Here is a 17,101-nt window from a genome sequence, read left to right as displayed (position 1 = left end):
CAGGCCCGTCAGGCCTGGGCGCCGAAGTTCGGGTCGTCGCGGTCGACGTCGCCCGGCTTCTTCTCGCCCTTGACCAGGTCCTCGCGCTTGACGCCCAGCCACATGGCCAGCGCCGCGGCGACGAACACCGAGGAGTAGATGCCGAACAAGATGCCGACGGTCAGCGCCAGCGCGAAGTAGTGCAGGGTGGGGCCGCCGAAGAAGAACATCGACAGCACCATCATTTCGGTCGAGCCGTGGGTGATGATGGTCCGCGAGATGGTGCTGGTGATCGCGTTATCGATGATCTCGTGCGTGGTCATCTTGCGGTACTTGCGGAAGTTCTCGCGAATCCGGTCGAAAATCACCACCGATTCGTTCACCGAGTAACCCAGCACCGCCAGGATTGCCGCCAGCACCGACAGCGAGAATTCCCACTGGAAGAAGGCGAAGAAGCCCAGGATGATCACCACGTCGTGCAGGTTGGCGATGATGCCGGCCACTGCGAACTTCCACTCGAAGCGGAACGACAGGTAGATCACGATGCCGGCCACCACGCACAGCAGCGCCAGCAGACCGTCGGTGGCCAGTTCCTTGCCCACCTGCGGGCCGACGAACTCGACACGCTGGAGCTTGACGTCAGGCGCGGCAGTCTGCAGCGCCGTCATGACCTGCTCGCTCTGCTGGGCCGAGGTGGCGGGCTTGCCGTCCGGACCCTTTTGCAGCGGCAGGCGGATCATCACGTCGCGCGAGGTGCCGAAATTCTGCACCTGCACGTCGGTGTAGCCAAGCTTGCTGACCTGGCCGCGGATGCGCTCCAGGTCGGCCGTCTGCTGGTAGTTGACCTCCATCACCGTGCCGCCGGTGAACTCGATCGACAGGTGCAGGCCCTTGTGTGCCAGGAAGAATACGGCGGCGGCAAACGTCAGGAAGGAAATCACGTTGAAGATCAACGCGTGCTTCATGAACGGAATATCGCGCCGGATGCGGAAGAATTCCATGTTGAATCCTGTTTTGTACGGCAGCGCCTGCTGCCGTTCTATGCTGGTTGGATGTCCATGCGCGTTCTGTGCGCGCGGACATCCATGATGCTTACTTGGCGACGGTGCCCTGGCTGTCCGAGCCCGGCTTCCAGATCTGGCCGATCGCTACGCTTTGCAGCTTCTTCTTGCGGCCGTACCAGAGGTTCACCAGGCCGCGGTTGAAGAACACCGCCGAGAACATCGAGGTCATGATGCCCAGGCAGTGCACCACGGCAAAGCCGCGCACCGGGCCGGAGCCGAAGGCCAGCAGCGCCAGGCCCGCGATCAGGGTGGTCACGTTGGAGTCCAGGATGGTGGCCCAGGCGCGGTCGAAGCCGACGGCGATCGCCATCTGCGGCGAAGCGCCGGCGCGCAGTTCCTCGCGGATCCGCTCGTTGATCAGCACGTTGGCGTCAATGGCCATGCCGAGCACCAGCGCGATAGCGGCGATGCCGGGCAGCGTCAGCGTAGCCTGCAGCATCGACAGCACCGCCACCAGCAGCAGCAGGTTGATGGCCAGCGCGGCCACCGAGAACACGCCGAACAGCATGTAGTACAGCATCATGAAGACGGCGATGGCGCCAAAGCCGTAGGCCACCGAGTCAAAGCCCTTCTTGATGTTGTCCGCGCCCAGCGACGGGCCGATGGTGCGTTCTTCGATGATTTCCATCGGCGCGGCCAGCGAGCCGGCGCGCAGCAGCAGGGCCAGGTCGTTGGCGGCTTCGGTGGAGTACGAACCGGTGATCTGGAAGCTGGAGCCCAGTTCGGACTGGATCGTTGCCACCGTCAGCACTTCGCCCTTGCCCTTCTCGAACAGCACGATGCCCATCGGCTTGCCGATGTTCTCGCGCGAGACGTCGCGCAGCACGCGGCCACCCTGAGCGTCGAGCTTGATGTTGACCGAGGCGCGCTGGTTCTGGTCGAAGCCGGCCGAAGCGCTTTCAATGCGGTCGCCGGTGAAGATCACCTGCTTCTTGAGCACCACCGGGGCGCCGTTGCCTTGCGTGAACAGCTCGCTGCCGAAGGGGATCGGGTCGCCCGGGCGCGGGTTGCGCGGCGCGTCGGGGTCGGCCAGGCGGGCTTCCAGCGTGGCGGTGCGGCCGATGATGTCCTTGGCCTTTGCGGTGTCCTGCACGCCAGGCAACTGCACCACGATGCGGTCGGCGCCTTGTTGCTGGATCACCGGCTCGGCCACGCCGAGCTCGTTGACCCGGTTGTGCAGGGTGGTGATGTTCTGCTTGACCGCCGCATCCTGCACCGCCTTGCGGGCCGCATCGGTGAACACGCCGGAGATGTTGTTGCCATCCGGGCTGAACGCCAGCTCGCGCAGGTTGTCGGCCAGGATGCCGCGCGCCTTGGTGGCGTCGTCGGCATTGTTGAAGCGCACCGTCAGGCGGTCGCCGTCGCGGTCGATGCCGCCATGGCGGATGCCCTTGTCGCGCAGCAGGGTGCGGGCGTCGCCGGCCAGGCTGTCGAGCTTCTTGTCGACCGCGCCCTTCATGTCCACTTGCAGCAGGAAGTGCACGCCGCCGCGCAAGTCCAGCCCCAGGTACATCGGCAGCGCGTGCATGGCGGTGAGCCAGCGCGGCGAGCCCGACAGCAGGTTCAGCGCGACCACGTAGGTGGCGTCATTGGGGTCGGGGTTGAGCGCGCGGGTCAGCACGTCCTTGGCCTTGAGCTGCTCGTCGGGCGTCTTGAAGCGCGCCTTGACCGAGCCGGACTGGCCGTTCAGGTCAAAGAACATGCCGTCGGGCTGCAGGTTGTTCTGCGCCAGCACCTGCTCGATCTGCTTTTGCATGGCCAGGTCGACCTTGACCGTGGCCTTGGCGGAGGAGACCTGCACGGCAGGCGCCTCGCCGAAGAAGTTCGGCAGCGTATAGGTGATGCCGATGGCCAGAGCCACCAGGATCACGAGGTATTTCCAAAGCGGATAACGATTCATCTTTGGCCAGTCGTTCTTCGGTTGGTGGCGCCGACGAGACCGTCAGCGGGCAGTTGGCACCACCGCACCGGTTGGCAAACAGCCGCCTGGCATCCACGGATAACCCGTGCTGGATCAGGCGGCTGCAGGGGCACGCGCGCTAAAGGCGTGCCGGGAAGGGCGAAAAAGCAGGCAGGCGGTGCGGGAGAAGCTGGGCGGCGCCTGAGTCAAGCAACGCCACGCCCGCGGCCGCGGTGCTCAGAGCGACTTCAGCGAGCCCTTGGGCAGCACCGTGGTAACCGCGCTCTTTTGCACCGTGATTTCGGTGCCCGCGGCGATTTCGATGGTCACGTATTGTTCGTTGACCTTGGTGACACGGCCGAGAATGCCGCCGGCGGTCACGACTTCGTCGTTCTTGGCCAGGGCTTCCAGCATTGCCTTCGATTCTTTCTGGCGCTTCATCTGCGGGCGGATCATGATGAACCACAGCACCGCGAACATCAGGATAATAGGCAGGAAACTCATCAGGCCACCCGCCGCGCCGCCGGTGGCACCGGCAGTCTGGGCAAATGCGTTAGAAATCAGCACGTTGCTTCTCCGTCACAAAGTCAATCAGTTAGTCGATCATTCTACCACCCGCTTGCAACCGCATTCCATGCCCGATCCGGGCATTTACGGTGCAGTACGGGTTTGTTCGGGGCGCCTTGCGAGCCGCTTGGCAGCTGCAGGCACCGCTATTCGACCGGAGCTGTGCAGAAAGTTCACGCCGGGGCGGGCGTGGCCGACTGCGCCCCGCGCGCGCGATCGGCGGCGAACTGAAGGCGGAAGGCCTCGAAGCGGTGTTCCTCGATGGCTTCGCGCATCTCGCTCATCAGTTCCAGGTAGTAATGCAGGTTATGGATGGTGTTAAGGCGCGCACCCAGAATCTCGCCAACCCGGTGCAGGTGGTGCAGGTAGGAGCGCGAGAAGTTGCGGCAGGTATAGCAGCCGCAGGACTCGTCCAGCGGGCGGGTGTCGTTGCGGTGGACGGCATTCTTGATCTTGACGTCGCCAAAGCGCGTGAACAGCCAGCCGTTGCGGGCATTGCGGGTCGGCATCACGCAGTCGAACATGTCCACACCCGACGCCACGCCGGCCACCAGGTCTTCGGGCGTGCCCACGCCCATCAGGTAGTGCGGCTTGTGCGCGGGCAGGCGCGGGCCCACGTGCTCCAGCACGCGCATCATGTCTTCCTTGGGCTCGCCGACCGACAGGCCGCCGATGGCGTAGCCGTGGAAGTCCAGCTCCGACAGGCCGGCCAGCGACTCGTCGCGCAGGTCCTCGAACATGCCGCCCTGGACAATGCCGAACAGCGCGTTGGGGTTGCCCAGGCTGTTGAACTCGTCGATCGAGCGCTTGGCCCAGCGCAGGCTCATGCGCATGGAGGCGGCCGCTTCCGCGTGGGTGGCGGGGCGGCCGTCGATTTCGTACGGCGTGCATTCGTCGAACTGCATCACGATGTCGGAGTTCAGCGTGCGCTGGATCTGCATCGAGATCTCGGGCGACAGGAACAGCTTGTCGCCGTTGACCGGCGAGGCAAAGGTCACGCCATCCTCGGTGATCTTGCGCAGCGCGCCCAGCGAAAACACCTGGAAACCGCCCGAATCGGTCAGGATCGGCTTGTCCCAGCCCATGAAGCGGTGCAGGCCACCGTGCTTTTCCACCACTTCCAGCCCGGGGCGCAGCCACAGGTGGAAGGTATTGCCCAGGATGATCTGGGCGTTGATCTCACCGAGCTCGAGTGGCGACATCGCCTTGACCGAGCCATAGGTGCCGACCGGCATGAAGATCGGGGTCTCGACCACGCCGTGGTTGAGGGTGACGCGGCCGCGGCGGGCGTTGCCGTCGGTGGTGAGCAGTTCGAAGTTGAGCATGGCTGGATTCGGGATTCAGGGTCGGGCTGGCGCGGCGCGCTCAGGGCTGGGGCTGGCGCTGGCGCTGGCGCGTCAGCAGCATGGCGTCGCCGTAGCTGAAGAAGCGGTAGCGCTCGGCCACCGCATGGCGGTAGGCGGCGCGGATGGGCTCCACCCCGGCCAGCGCCGACACCAGCATCAGCAAGGTCGACTTGGGCAGGTGGAAATTGGTGATCAGCGCATCGACCACGCGGAAACGGTAGCCAGGCGTGATGAAGATCTCGGTGTCGCCACGGCCGGCGGCCAGCGTGCCATCGGTGGCGCCGGCGGACTCCAGCGCACGCAGGGACGTGGTGCCGACCGCGATCACCCGGCCCCCGGCGGCGCGCGTGTCGAGCACGGCCTGGGCCAGCGCATCCGACACCTCGTACCACTCGGCGTGCATCTTGTGCTCGGCCAGGTTCTCGGTGCGCACCGGCTGGAAGGTGCCGGCGCCCACGTGCAGGGTCAGGAAGCCGCGGCGCACGCCCAGTGCGTCGAGCCGGGCGAACAGGGCCTCGTCGAAATGCAGTCCGGCGGTGGGTGCGGCCACCGCGCCGGGGGCGCGGGCGTAGACCGTCTGGTACCGGGTTTCGTCGAAGGCGTCGGGATCGTGGGTGATGTATGGCGGCAAAGGCAGGCGGCCGTGGCGCTCGATCAGGTCCAGCGCCGGCTCGGGGAAGGTGAGCGTGAAGAACTGGTCCACGCGCGGGCCCACAGTGACGTCGAAGGCATCCGCCAGGCGCAGCAGGCTGCCCACGGGCGGCGTCTTTGAGGCACGCACCTGGGCCAGCACGGTGTGGCTGTCCAGTACCCGCTCGACCAGCACCTCGACCTTGCCGCCGCTGCCCTTTTGCCCGAAGAAGCGCGCCTTGATGACGCGGGTGTCATTGAACACCAGCAAATCGTTGGGTCGCAGGTAGTCGACGATGTCGGTAAACGCGCGGTCTGTGAGGCGGGTGGTGCCTTCCCGGGCGTCCGTATCCACCACCAGCAGACGGCTCGCGCCGCGCTCCGGCAAGGCGGTCTGGGCGATCAGTTCGGGCGGGAGGGCAAAGTCAAAATCGGACAGCGTCAGCATCATGGGGGCAAAAACGGCCGCAGACCGCGCGGTGGCGCGGCCGGCATAGGTACAATCGGTGAATCCGATATTGTAAGGCTTGGGGCGGCTGCGCCGCCCAGGCGTGCGTGATATCGCCTATTTGCGCCAACCAGCGCGTGCCACCTGGCGCGCGCCCCGACCCGAATCGCCAGCCACGCCCCAGATGCCAGGAACCGCTCCCGACCGAACCCCGGAAACCAACGACAGCCCGCCCGCGGCGCGCGCCGGGGACAAGCCGGGCCGTGCGGGCAAGGCGGCGGCCAAGGGCGCTGCCGCCGGCAAGCCGTCCTCGGCCATGGCCCGGCTGCACAAGCTCGGGCTCAAGCGCGACGTCGACCTGGTGCTGCACCTGCCCATGCGCTACGAGGACGAGACCACGCTGCTGCCGATCGCCGATGCCATCGGGCGCGCGGGCATGGGGCTGACGGTGCAGGTCGAGGGCGTGGTCACCTTCAACGAGGTCAGCCTGCGCCCGCGCCGCCAGATGGTGGTCAAGATCGCCGACGATACCGGCGAGCTGACGCTGCGGTTCATTAATTTCTACGGCAGCCAGACCCAGTTGATGGCCGAAGGCGCCTGCCTGCGGGTGCGCGGCGAGCTGCGCGGCGGCTTCTTCGGCGCGGAGATGGTCCATCCCACGGTGCGCGCGGTGACGCCCGGCGAGGCGCTGCCCGAGCGGCTGACCCCGGTCTACCCGAGCACCGCCGGCATCCCGCAGAGCTACTTGCGCAAGGCCATCGGCGGCGCGCTGTCACGCACGCCGCTGCCCGAGACCCTGCCAGCGCCCGTGCTGCAAGGCCCGCTGGCCCAGCTCAAGCTGCAAGCCTTGCCGGAGTGCCTGCGCCTGCTGCACACACCGCCCCAGGATGTGGACGAGCATGCGCTGGTTGAGCGCTCGCACCCGGCCTGGCAACGTATCAAGCTCGATGAGCTGCTGGCGCAGCAGCTCTCCCTCAAGCGCTCCCAGGCGGCGCGGCGCGACAAGAGTGCGCCACCCATGCCACGCCGCGCGGGCGGCCTGCTGACCGCCTTCCTGGCCGCGCTGCCGTTCAAGCTGACCGGCGCGCAGCAGCGCGTGGTGGAAGAGATCGCCAAGGACATGGGCGCGCCCCACCCGATGCACCGCCTGCTGCAGGGCGACGTCGGCAGCGGCAAGACCATCGTGGCGGCGCTGGCCGCCTGCCAGGCCATTGATGCCGGCTACCAGGCCGCGCTGATGGCACCCACCGAAATCCTGGCCGAGCAGCATTACCGCAAGCTCTCCGCCTGGCTGGAGCCGCTGGGCGTGCCGGTGGTGTGGTTGGCCGGCAGCCTGAAGACGCGCGCCAAGCGCGAGGCCGCGGCCAAGGTCGAGTCCGGCGAGGCCAAGCTGGCCATCGGCACCCACGCGCTGATCCAGGACAGCGTCAAGTTTGCCCGCCTGGGCTTGTCCGTGGTCGATGAGCAGCATCGCTTCGGCGTGGCCCAGCGGCTGGCGCTGCGCGGCAAGGCGGACCCCGATGCCGCCGCCGCGCCGGGCAGGGCTGGCAAGGCCGCGGAAACCGTACCGCACCAGCTGATGATGTCGGCCACGCCGATCCCGCGCACGCTGGCCATGACCTACTACGCCGACCTCGACGTCTCGGTGATCGACGAATTGCCGCCTGGACGCACTCCGGTGGTGACCCGGCTGGTCAACGACGCGCGCCGCGACGAGGTGATCGAGCGCGTGCACCACGCCGCCGCCGATGGCCGCCAGGTCTACTGGGTCTGCCCGCTGATCGAAGAGAGCGAGGCGCTGCAACTGCAGACCGCGGTGGAAACCTATGAAACCCTGGTCGCCGCCTTGCCTGAGCTCAAGGTGGGACTGGTGCACGGGCGCCTGCCGCCGGCGGAGAAGGCTGCGGTGATGGAAGACTTCACTGCCAACCGGCTGCAGGTGCTGGTAGCCACCACCGTGATCGAGGTGGGAGTGGACGTGCCCAACGCCTCGTTGATGGTGATCGAGCATGCCGAGCGCTTTGGCCTGGCGCAGTTGCACCAGTTGCGCGGCCGGGTAGGGCGGGGCAGCGCGGAATCGGTCTGCCTGCTGATGTACCAGGCACCGCTGTCGCCCACCGGGCGCGAGCGCCTGGCGACCATGCGCGAGACCACCGACGGCTTCGAGATTGCCCGGCGCGATCTGCAGATACGCGGTCCCGGCGAGTTCCTCGGCGCGCGCCAGTCCGGCGAGGCAATGCTGCGTTTCGCCGATCTGAACACCGACGCCTGGCTGGTCGATTATGCCCAGGAGGCCGCCGAGCTGATGCTGGCGCGCTTCCCGGAGGCGGTAGAGGCGCACCTGCTGCGCTGGCTGGGTGGCAGGGAGCATTACCTGAAGGCCTGATGTGACGAAGGGGACTCACCTGGCGCAAGCGGTCAGGTATCGCCTGCGCCGCTTTGCTTGTCATGTCTGACAGAACATCGAATCGAAGGTAAAATCTATCGCTTAACGGAAATTGATAAGTCATGACGCTCACCGAACTCAAGTACATCGTCGCCGTAGCGCGCGAGCGCCATTTCGGCCGGGCGGCCGAAGCTTGCTTCGTGTCGCAGCCGACGCTGTCGGTGGCGATCAAGAAGCTGGAAGACGAACTCAATGTGCAGATCTTCGAGCGCGGCACGTCCGAAGTCTCGGTGACGCCGATCGGCGAGCAGATCGTGGCGCAGGCCCAGCGCGTGCTGGAGCAGACCATGGCCATCCGCGAGATCGCCAAGCAGGGCAAGGACCCGCTGGCCGGGCCGCTGCGGCTTGGCGTGATCTACACCATCGGGCCCTACCTGCTGCCCACGCTGGTCAAGGAAATGATCCAGACCGTGCCGCAGATGCCGCTGATGCTGCAGGAGAACTACACGGTCAAGCTGATCGAGCTGCTCAAGCAGGGCGAGATCGATTGCGCCATCATGGCCGAGCCCTTTGCCGATTCCGGGCTGACCGTGCAGCCGCTGTATGACGAGCCTTTCGTCGTGGCGGTGCCGCGTGGCCACCATCTGGAACATGCCGGGAAGGTGGATCCCGACGAACTCAAGCAGCAAACCATGCTGCTGCTGGGCAGTGGGCATTGCTTCCGCGACCAGGTGCTGGGCGTATGCCCGGAGCTGTCGCGCTTCTCGCAGGCGGCCGACGGCATCCAGAAGACCTTCGAAGGCTCCTCGCTCGAAACCATCCGCCATATGGTCGCAAGTGGCGTTGGCATCACGGTGCTGCCGCGGACTTCGGTGCCGGACCTGAAGCCCAACAAGAACGACCTGCTGGCCTACGTGCCCTTTACCGATCCCGTGCCCGACCGGCGCGTGGTGCTGGCCTGGCGCAAGAGCTTTACCCGCCTGCCGGCCATGGAAGCGTTGCGCCGCGCGGTGGCTGCCTGCGACTTGCCCGGCGTCAGCATGCTGGCCGCCAAGGAACTGGCTGAAGCCGCCTGAGCGCGCCCTGCCTGCCGGCGCTTTGCGCCGGCAGCACGCTTTGCCCTGCCTTGTTTTTTCTCCTCCCTCGATTTTTCTAAATTCACTGTGTCTTTGCCCTATGCCATGCTGGCGCGCGGGCAGGAATAGGCATGTTCTATTTCATAGTTAGAAATAATTGAATTTGAAATTCAATAGCCTTTCCGTAGACTTCCTCCATCGACGCATTGCGCGCTGTCATCCACAAGGAGTCGCACATGAAAGGCGAAAAACCCAGCTTGACCGCCGCCGGCGAGCTCCTAAGCGCACTGGCCGGCCGCATGGCCGACTGCCTGGCCTGTTACGCCACGGTGTACTGACATTTTGCCGCGGCTTTGCCGCAACCCGCCCTAGCCAGACTCCCCGTTCCACCCCCACGAAAAATGAGGCCAAGATGAGCAAGAACAAGGACACTCTCACCACCGCCGCTGGCGCGCCGGTAGCCGACAACCAGAATTCGCAGACCGCCGGCCCGCGCGGCCCGATGCTGCTGCAAGACGTGTGGTTCCTGGAGAAGCTCGCTCACTTCGACCGTGAAGTCATCCCCGAGCGGCGCGTGCACGCCAAGGGCTCGGGCGCGCACGGCAAGTTCACGGTGACCCACGACATCACGCGCTTTTCCAAGGCCTCGATCTTTGCCAGCGTTGGCAAGGAGACGCCGATGTTCATGCGCTTCTCCACGGTGGCGGGCGAGCGCGGCGCGGCGGATGCCGAGCGCGATGTGCGCGGGTTCTCGGTCAAGTTCTATACCGATGAAGGCAACTGGGACGTGGTGGGCAACAACACGCCGGTGTTCTTCGTGCGCGACCCGCTGAAATTCCCGGATTTCATCCACACGCAAAAACGCAATCCGCGCACCAACCTGCGCGACCCGATTGCCGTCTGGGATTTCTGGTCGCGCCATCCGGAATCGCTGCACCAGGTCACCATCCTGATGAGCGACCGTGGCCTGCCGCAGAACTATCGCCAGATCCATGGTTTCGGCTCGCATACCTTCTCGTTCATCAATGCGGCCAACGAGCGTTTCTGGGTGAAGTTCCACTTCAAGTCGCAGCAGGGCATCGCCAACTGGACCAACGAGGAAGCGGCCAAGGTGGTGGCGGGCGACCGCGAGAGCGCGCAGCGCGACCTGTTCGAGAACATCGAGCGCGGCAACTTCCCGCGCTGGAACGTGCGCGTGCAGGTCATGCCCGAAGCCGATGCGGCCAAGTACCACATCAACCCGTTCGACCTCACCAAGGTGTGGCCGCACAAGGACTATCCGCTGATCGACGTCGGCGTGATGGAGCTCAACCGCAACCCGGACAACTACTTTGCCGAGGTGGAGCAGGTGGCGATGAACCCTTCCAACATCGTGCCGGGTATTGGCTTCTCGCCCGACAAGATGCTGCAGGGCCGGCTGTTCTCGTACGGCGACACGCAGCGCTACCGCCTGGGCGTGAACCACAACCAGATCCCGGTGAACGCGCCCAAGTGCCCCTTCCACAATACCTTCCACCGCGATGGCGCGATGCGCGTGGACGGCAACCAGGGCGGCAAGCTCAACTACGAGCCGAACCGCGAGGGCGCCTACGCCGCCAGCGAGCGCGCCATCGAGCCGCCCCTGGCCCTGGATGGCGCGGCCGACCGCTTCGACCACCGTGTCGACAGCGATTACTACAGCCAGCCCGGCGCGCTGTTCCGCCTGTTCGACGAGGCCCAGCGCCAGCGTCTTTACGCGAACATTGCGGCAGCCATGCAGGGCGTGCCGGAAAACATCGTGCGGGTGCAGCTGGAGCACTTCACCAAGGCCGATCCGGCTTATGGCGAGGGCGTCAAGCGCGCACTCAACCTGAAGTAATGCGCAAGCAATGAAGCAGGGCAGTGCGGGTGGCCCCTAGCCGGGGGCCACCTTGAATGCCCGGCACGGAGAACCATCATGGCCATGTTCAGACTGTTCGTCAGCGAATTTCAGCAGTTGCAGCAAGTTGCCCACGACCGCCCCCGCCGCGCAGACGCGGCGCGCCTGCAGCGCAAGCTGTGGCGCACGGAGATCGGGCTGGCGGCGGTCGCGCTGGGCGCGGTCGCGATGTTCCTGGACGCGGCCAAGGGTTTGTCTGCCTTTACCGGGTGATGCCATAATGTGCGGGTTGTGCCGCGTCCCGAGGCGCGGCAGTTGTCAGAGCCACCCCAGACTGGAGCGTACCTATCATGGCAAAGAAGAATGAGATGAGCGTGAACATCGGCATTTCCGACAAAGAACGCAAGAAGATCGCGGAAGGCCTGTCCAAGTTGCTGGCGGATACCTACACGCTCTATCTCAAGACCCATAACTTCCACTGGAACGTCACGGGTCCGATGTTCAACACCTTGCACCTGATGTTCGAGACGCAATACACCGAGCTGGCGCTCGCCGTGGATTCGATCGCCGAGCGTATCCGCGCGCTGGGCTACCCGGCGCCGGGCACCTACAAGGAATACGCCCGCTTGTCGTCGATCCCGGAGGAAGAGGGCGTGCCCGAAGCCACCGAGATGATCCGCAAGCTGGTCGAAGGCCAGGAAGCCGTGGTGCGCACCGCGCGCTCGCTGTTCCCGGTCATCGACGCCGCGGGCGACGAACCCTCCGCCGACCTGCTGACCCAGCGCATGCAGACGCACGAAAAAACCGCGTGGATGCTGCGCTCGATGCTGGCCTGATGCCCTGAGTCGACACCACCGGCGGCCTTGGTGTGCTGCCGGCCATGCGCGCCGCGCCCTGACCGGGTCGCGGCGCGTTTTTCGTTGAATGCCATTGCCTTGCCCGACCCCGTGCCGCGGCCCCTCGCCATGCTTGAACGCTTAGCCCTGTACGCGCGCCTGGTGCGCATCGACAAGCCCATCGGCACGCTGCTGCTGTTGTGGCCCACGCTGTGGGCACTGTGGATGGCCTCGGGCGGCCAGCCGGTGTGGAGCCTGTTCTGGATCTTCGTCATCGGCACCTTCCTGATGCGCTCTGCCGGCTGCGCCATGAACGACTGGGCCGACCGCGACTTCGACAAACACGTCAAGCGCACCAAGGAGCGGCCGCTGACCGCGGGCAAGATTGCCGCGTGGGAGGCCGTGGCGGTGGCGGTGGTGCTGGCGCTGGCAGCCTTCGCGCTGATCACGCCGCTCAATGGGTTTACCAAGTGGCTGGCGGTGGTCGCGGCCGTGCTTGCCGCGACCTATCCGTTCTTCAAGCGGTTCTTTGCCATCCCGCAGGCCTACCTTGGCATTGCTTTCGGCTTTGGCATCCCGATGACGTTCGCCGCGGTGCAGGACCATGTGCCGGTGGTGGCGTGGGTGATGCTGCTGGCCAATGTGTTCTGGGCGGTGGCCTACGATACCGCCTACGCCATGGTGGACCGCGACGATGACTTGCTGCTCGGCATGAAGACGTCGGCCATCACGTTCGGGCGGTTCGATGTCGCCGCCATCATGATCTGCTATGCGGTGTTCCTGGGGCTGATGGCCTGGGCCGGTACGCAGTTCGGGCTGGGCTGGCCGTACTGGATCGGGCTGGCGGCGGCGGCGGGATGCGCGGTGTATCACTACACGTTGATCCGCGAGCGGGATCGCATGAAGTGCTTTGCCGCGTTCCGGCACAACAACTGGCTGGGTGCTTGTGTGTTTGCCGGGGTGGCTGCGGCCTATGCGTTGCGCTGAAGGATGTTGTGCGTCAGATAGCGTCATCCCAGGCGGTCTTGGCCTTTTCGGCCGGCTTCGTTCAGCGCTGCACGAAGCCGCTCTCGCGACCGCTTGAGCCTGACTCAGTCCTTGCCAAACTCCGCGCCCATTTCCGTCGCGCGTTCAGCGGCGGCGTGCATGGCCTTGACGAAGGCTTCGCCGATACCGGCGGCTTGCATGGCGGTGAGCGCGGCGTAGGTGGTGCCGCCCTTTGAGGTCACGCGCTCGCGCAGCAGGCTGACCGGCTCTTCCGACTGGGCAGCCAGGGCCGCGGCGCCGCGGAAGGTTTCCACTGCCAGCGCGCGCCCTTGCTGGGCGTTCAGGCCGAGCTCCACGGCCGCTTTCTCCATGGCTTCGATGAAGTAGAAGACGTAGGCCGGGCCGCTGCCGGAGATGGCCGTGACTGCGTCGATCTGCGCGTCGCCTTCCACCCACTCGCACTTGCCCACGGCTTCGGCCAGCGCGCTGGCGATGTCACGGTCTTGCTGCGCCAGTCCGGCTACCGCTGCCAGGCCGGTCATGCCCATGCCGGCCAGCGCCGGGGTGTTGGGCATGGCGCGCACCAGGCGGGTGCGCCCGCCAAACCAGCGCCGCATGTCGGCCAGGCGGATGCCGGCGGCCACGCTCACGATCAGGCTGTCGCCCAGGTGCGGCAGCAGCGCTGCCGCCGCTTCGCGGAACTGCTGCGGCTTGACCGCCAGCACAAGCACATCGCTCTTGCCAAAGGCGGCGTCGGGCGCGCCTGCCGCATGCACCCCGAGGTCGCGCCGCAGGCGCGCCTGCGCTTCATCGAACGGATCGACCACGCGGATCGAGGTGGCTGGCACGCCCCGGGCGATCAGGCCGCCGATCAGGGCGGTGGCCATATTGCCGCCGCCGAGGAAACCAAAGGTGAGAGTCTTGAGCATATCGGTCTCTTGCTGGGAATCGTCTGGGAAGAAGGGGGCCGGCGTTCAGGCCGGCTTGGCCTGTGTCGCCTCGGGTGCCGTTGCATGGTCGCGCGCGCCGAAAATGGCGGTGCCGATGCGCACCACGGTAGCGCCCTCGGCAATGGCAGCCTCCATGTCGGCGGACATGCCCATCGAGAGCGTGTCCACATCCAGCCCGGCGGCGCGCAAGGTGTCGAGCAGGGTGCGCAGCGCGGCAAACGGCCGGCGCTGGGCCGCCATATCGCTCTGCGGCTCCGGAATGGCCATCAGGCCGCGCAGCCGCAGCCCGGGCAGCGCCGCCACGGCGCGTGCCAGCGCGGGCACTTCGTCTGGCGCGACGCCGCTCTTGCTGGCTTCGCCGCTGATATTGACCTGCAGGCAGACCTGCAACGGCGCCATGCCGGCGGGCCGCTGCGCCGACAGCCGCTCGGCGATGCGCAGGCGGTCGATGGCATGGACCCAGTCGAACTGCTCGGCCACGGCACGCGTCTTGTTGCTTTGCAGGGGGCCGATAAAGTGCCAGCTTATCTGGTCGCGCAAATCGCCAAGTTGCGCAATCTTGTCCACGCCTTCCTGCACGTAGTTCTCGCCAAAGGCGCGCTGGCCGGCGTCGAACGCAGCCTGCACCGCGGTGGCGGGGAAGGTCTTCGAAACCGCCAGAAGCGTGACTTCACCGGCCGGTCGCCCGGCCTGTTGTGCGGCTGCCGCGACACGCCGGTTGACGGCTTGCAAGTTGGCGGCGATTACAGACATAATCCGGCGAACATATCAAGAAGTACAACAATAAGTACGACAAAAAGGGTGGGGTCATTATAGATGGACATCGCGCAGCTATTAGCTTTCGCCGTCAAGAACAAGGCGTCCGATCTCCATCTCTCGGCAGACATGCCGCCGATGGTGCGTATCCACGGCGATATGCGCCGCATCAATGTGGCCGCGATGGGCCACAAGGATGTCCACGCCATGGTGTACGACATCATGAGCGACACCCAGCGCAAGCAATATGAGGAACGGCTGGAAATCGACTTTTCTTTCGAGATCGCCAGCCTCTCGCGTTTCCGGGTCAACGCTTACAACACGCAGCGCGGCGCCGCCGCCGTGTTCCGGACCATTCCTTCCAAGGTACTGACGCTGGAAGACCTGCGCGCGCCGGCGGTATTCGCTGACCTGTGCATGAAGCCGCGCGGCCTGGTGCTGGTGACCGGCCCGACCGGCTCGGGCAAGTCCACCACGCTGGCGGCGATGGTGGACCACCGCAACGATCACGACATGGGCCACATCCTCACGGTGGAGGACCCGATCGAGTTCGTGCACACGTCCAAGAAGAGCCTGATCAACCAGCGCGAGCTGGGGCCGCACACGCATTCTTTCGCCAACGCGCTGCGCTCCGCGCTGCGCGAGGATCCCGACGTGGTGTTGGTGGGTGAGCTGCGCGACCTGGAAACCATCCGCCTGGCGCTGACCGCGGCCGAAACCGGCCACCTGGTGTTCGCCACGCTGCACACGAGCTCGGCGGCCAAGACCATCGACCGGGTTGTCGACGTGTTCCCGCCCGAAGAAAAAGACATGGTGCGCACCATGTTGTCGGAGTCGCTGGAAGCGGTGATTTCGCAAACGCTGCTCAAGACGCGCGACGGCAACGGCCGTACGGCGGCGCACGAGATCATGATCGCCACGCCGGCGATCCGCCACCTGATCCGCGAGAACAAGATCGCGCAGATGTACTCGATGATGCAGACCAGCAGCGGCCTTGGCATGCAGACGCTGGACCAGTGCCTGTCGGACCTGATCAAGCGTGGCATCATCAACTACAACGATGCCCGCGCCATTGCCAAGAACCCCGACTCATTCACGGGCTGAGGCGAGTCCGCCGCATCCGAACCAGGACACCGCCATGCTCGATCGCGAATCCGCCGCCAAGTACATCAACGACCTGCTCGAGCTGATGGTGGGCAACCGCGGCTCGGACCTGTTCATCACCGCGGATTTTCCGCCGGCCATCAAGGTCGACGGCAAGATCACGCCAGTCTCGCAGCAGCCGCTCAACCCCACCCAGGCGCTCGGCCTGGTGCGCTCCATCATGAATGAGCGGCAGGCGGGCGAGTTCGACGGCAGCCGCGAGTGCAACTTCGCCATCTCCGTGCCCAACGCCGGGCGCTTTCGCGTCTCCGCGTTCATCCAGCAGGGCAAGGCGGGCATGGTGGTGCGTACCATCAATACGCGCATTCCTTCGGTGGAAGACCTCGACCTGCCGCCAGCACTGCATGACATCGTGATGTCAAAGCGCGGACTGGTGATCGTTACCGGCGCCACCGGCTCGGGCAAGTCGACCTCGCTTGCGGCCATGCTCGATCATCGCAATGCGCATTCGTATGGGCACATCATCACCATCGAGGACCCGATCGAATACGTGCACGCGCACCAGAACTGCATCGTCACGCAGCGCGAGGTCGGCATCGATACCGACTCCTGGCACGTGGCGTTGAAGAACACGTTGCGCCAGGCGCCCGACGTGATCCTGATCGGCGAAATCCGCGATCGGGAAACCATGGAATACGCGATGCAGTACGCGGAGACGGGCCACCTGTGCCTGGCCACGCTGCACGCCAACAATGCCAACCAGGCCATCGACCGCGTGGTCAACTTCTTCCCCGAGGAAAAGCGCCAGCAGTTGCTGATCGACCTGTCGCTCAACCTGAAGGCGATGGTGTCGCAGCGCCTGTTGCCGCGCAAAGGGCAGAAGGGCCGGGTGCCGGCAGTGGAGATCATGCTCGGCACGCCGCTGGTGGCCGACCTGATCTTCAAGGGCGAGATCCATGCGCTCAAGGAAGTCATCAAGAAATCGCGCGAGCAGGGCATGGTGTCGTTCGATCAGGCGCTCTTCGATCTCTACGAGGCCGGCAAGATCACCTACGAAGACGCGCTGCGCAATGCCGACTCGCTCAACGACCTGCGGCTGATGATCAAGCTGCACGGCACCCTGGACCGCGAGCCCGACCTGGGCGCCGGCACCGAACACCTGAACGTGATCTGAGCACGCACCGCATCGCCTAGTACACTGACCGGTACAGGAC

At 65.6% G+C, this 17,101-nt stretch carries 15 protein-coding genes; 8 read left to right on the top strand and 7 right to left on the bottom strand.

Features of this window, described 5'->3' with window-relative positions:
* Positions 1-8: 8 nt before the first annotated feature.
* From secF to queA, 5 genes are all read right to left on the bottom strand, one after another.
* Positions 9-980: a protein translocase subunit SecF gene (gene secF / locus AC1RQC_RS08360; protein WP_459371956.1), complete on the bottom strand. Its 972-nt coding sequence runs from the start codon at positions 978-980 to the stop codon at positions 9-11.
* 91 nt (positions 981-1,071) lie between these two features.
* Positions 1,072-2,943, bottom strand: coding sequence for a protein translocase subunit SecD (gene secD, locus AC1RQC_RS08355; protein WP_043349490.1), 1,872 nt, complete (start codon positions 2,941-2,943; stop codon positions 1,072-1,074).
* 237 nt (positions 2,944-3,180) lie between these two features.
* Positions 3,181-3,510, bottom strand: coding sequence for a preprotein translocase subunit YajC (yajC, locus tag AC1RQC_RS08350; RefSeq protein ID WP_441636490.1), 330 nt, complete (start codon positions 3,508-3,510; stop codon positions 3,181-3,183).
* Between the two features lie 173 nt (positions 3,511-3,683).
* The gene (gene tgt, locus AC1RQC_RS08345; RefSeq protein ID WP_416049657.1) at positions 3,684-4,835 is read right to left on the bottom strand and encodes a tRNA guanosine(34) transglycosylase Tgt; all 1,152 of its coding nucleotides are present in this window, start codon (positions 4,833-4,835) and stop codon (positions 3,684-3,686) included.
* A gap of 40 nt (positions 4,836-4,875) precedes the next feature.
* Entirely contained in the window at positions 4,876-5,934 is a 1,059-nt protein-coding gene (gene queA / locus AC1RQC_RS08340) for a tRNA preQ1(34) S-adenosylmethionine ribosyltransferase-isomerase QueA (protein WP_492883012.1), read from the bottom strand.
* A gap of 184 nt (positions 5,935-6,118) precedes the next feature.
* On the opposite strand from queA, the gene recG reads away from it, so the two are divergent.
* The 6 genes from recG (at position 6,119) to ubiA (ending at position 13,077) form a co-directional block, all read left to right on the top strand.
* Positions 6,119-8,320: an ATP-dependent DNA helicase RecG gene (recG, locus tag AC1RQC_RS08335; RefSeq protein ID WP_492882935.1), complete on the top strand. Its 2,202-nt coding sequence runs from the start codon at positions 6,119-6,121 to the stop codon at positions 8,318-8,320.
* A 122-nt stretch (positions 8,321-8,442) separates the two neighbouring features.
* Positions 8,443-9,396, top strand: coding sequence for a LysR substrate-binding domain-containing protein (locus AC1RQC_RS08330; protein ID WP_043349480.1), 954 nt, complete (start codon positions 8,443-8,445; stop codon positions 9,394-9,396).
* Between the two features lie 412 nt (positions 9,397-9,808).
* Positions 9,809-11,254: a catalase gene (locus AC1RQC_RS08325; protein ID WP_492372954.1), complete on the top strand. Its 1,446-nt coding sequence runs from the start codon at positions 9,809-9,811 to the stop codon at positions 11,252-11,254.
* A gap of 78 nt (positions 11,255-11,332) precedes the next feature.
* Positions 11,333-11,527, top strand: coding sequence for a hypothetical protein (locus tag AC1RQC_RS08320; protein ID WP_150985960.1), 195 nt, complete (start codon positions 11,333-11,335; stop codon positions 11,525-11,527).
* Between the two features lie 77 nt (positions 11,528-11,604).
* On the top strand, positions 11,605-12,090 hold the full coding sequence (locus tag AC1RQC_RS08315; RefSeq protein ID WP_035867478.1) for a Dps family protein: 486 nt from the start codon (positions 11,605-11,607) through the stop codon (positions 12,088-12,090).
* A 129-nt stretch (positions 12,091-12,219) separates the two neighbouring features.
* Positions 12,220-13,077, top strand: coding sequence for a 4-hydroxybenzoate octaprenyltransferase (ubiA, locus tag AC1RQC_RS08310; protein WP_492829062.1), 858 nt, complete (start codon positions 12,220-12,222; stop codon positions 13,075-13,077).
* Positions 13,078-13,181: 104 nt separating this feature from the next.
* Here the strand turns inward: ubiA and proC are convergent, their stop codons facing one another.
* Positions 13,182-14,006 carry a pyrroline-5-carboxylate reductase gene (proC, locus tag AC1RQC_RS08305; RefSeq protein ID WP_492372957.1) on the bottom strand — a complete coding sequence of 275 codons (825 nt, stop codon included), beginning with the start codon at positions 14,004-14,006 and terminating at the stop codon, positions 13,182-13,184.
* A 45-nt stretch (positions 14,007-14,051) separates the two neighbouring features.
* Complete coding sequence (locus AC1RQC_RS08300; protein ID WP_492829058.1) at positions 14,052-14,780, bottom strand: YggS family pyridoxal phosphate-dependent enzyme; 729 nt, start codon at positions 14,778-14,780, stop codon at positions 14,052-14,054.
* Positions 14,781-14,843: 63 nt separating this feature from the next.
* Here AC1RQC_RS08300 and AC1RQC_RS08295 point away from each other — a divergent pair, with 63 nt between their 5' ends.
* Complete coding sequence (locus AC1RQC_RS08295) at positions 14,844-15,887, top strand: type IV pilus twitching motility protein PilT (RefSeq protein ID WP_150985964.1); 1,044 nt, start codon at positions 14,844-14,846, stop codon at positions 15,885-15,887.
* A 34-nt stretch (positions 15,888-15,921) separates the two neighbouring features.
* The gene (locus tag AC1RQC_RS08290; protein ID WP_492372959.1) at positions 15,922-17,061 is read left to right on the top strand and encodes a PilT/PilU family type 4a pilus ATPase; all 1,140 of its coding nucleotides are present in this window, start codon (positions 15,922-15,924) and stop codon (positions 17,059-17,061) included.
* The last annotated feature ends 40 nt before the right edge of the window (positions 17,062-17,101 follow it).

The sequence above is a fragment of the Cupriavidus sp. GW822-FHT03E04 genome (assembly GCF_058801495.1).
The sequence above is the reverse complement of the archived record's forward strand: the minus strand, read 5'-3'. Positions and strand labels throughout refer to the sequence as shown.

Excerpts from the sequence above, each read along its gene's own strand:
- secF (WP_459371956.1), bottom strand. The coding sequence starts at position 980 with ATGGAATTCTTCCGCATCCGGCGCGATATTCCGTTCATGAAGCACGCG.
- secD (WP_043349490.1), bottom strand. The coding sequence starts at position 2,943 with ATGAATCGTTATCCGCTTTGGAAATACCTCGTGATCCTGGTGGCTCTG.
- tgt (WP_416049657.1), bottom strand. The coding sequence starts at position 4,835 with ATGCTCAACTTCGAACTGCTCACCACCGACGGCAACGCCCGCCGCGGC.
- queA (WP_492883012.1), bottom strand. The coding sequence starts at position 5,934 with ATGCTGACGCTGTCCGATTTTGACTTTGCCCTCCCGCCCGAACTGATC.
- recG (WP_492882935.1), top strand. The coding sequence starts at position 6,119 with ATGCCAGGAACCGCTCCCGACCGAACCCCGGAAACCAACGACAGCCCG.
- AC1RQC_RS08330 (WP_043349480.1), top strand. The coding sequence starts at position 8,443 with ATGACGCTCACCGAACTCAAGTACATCGTCGCCGTAGCGCGCGAGCGC.
- AC1RQC_RS08325 (WP_492372954.1), top strand. The coding sequence starts at position 9,809 with ATGAGCAAGAACAAGGACACTCTCACCACCGCCGCTGGCGCGCCGGTA.
- AC1RQC_RS08320 (WP_150985960.1), top strand. The coding sequence starts at position 11,333 with ATGGCCATGTTCAGACTGTTCGTCAGCGAATTTCAGCAGTTGCAGCAA.
- AC1RQC_RS08315 (WP_035867478.1), top strand. The coding sequence starts at position 11,605 with ATGGCAAAGAAGAATGAGATGAGCGTGAACATCGGCATTTCCGACAAA.
- ubiA (WP_492829062.1), top strand. The coding sequence starts at position 12,220 with ATGCTTGAACGCTTAGCCCTGTACGCGCGCCTGGTGCGCATCGACAAG.
- proC (WP_492372957.1), bottom strand. The coding sequence starts at position 14,006 with ATGCTCAAGACTCTCACCTTTGGTTTCCTCGGCGGCGGCAATATGGCC.
- AC1RQC_RS08300 (WP_492829058.1), bottom strand. The coding sequence starts at position 14,780 with ATGTCTGTAATCGCCGCCAACTTGCAAGCCGTCAACCGGCGTGTCGCG.
- AC1RQC_RS08295 (WP_150985964.1), top strand. The coding sequence starts at position 14,844 with ATGGACATCGCGCAGCTATTAGCTTTCGCCGTCAAGAACAAGGCGTCC.
- AC1RQC_RS08290 (WP_492372959.1), top strand. The coding sequence starts at position 15,922 with ATGCTCGATCGCGAATCCGCCGCCAAGTACATCAACGACCTGCTCGAG.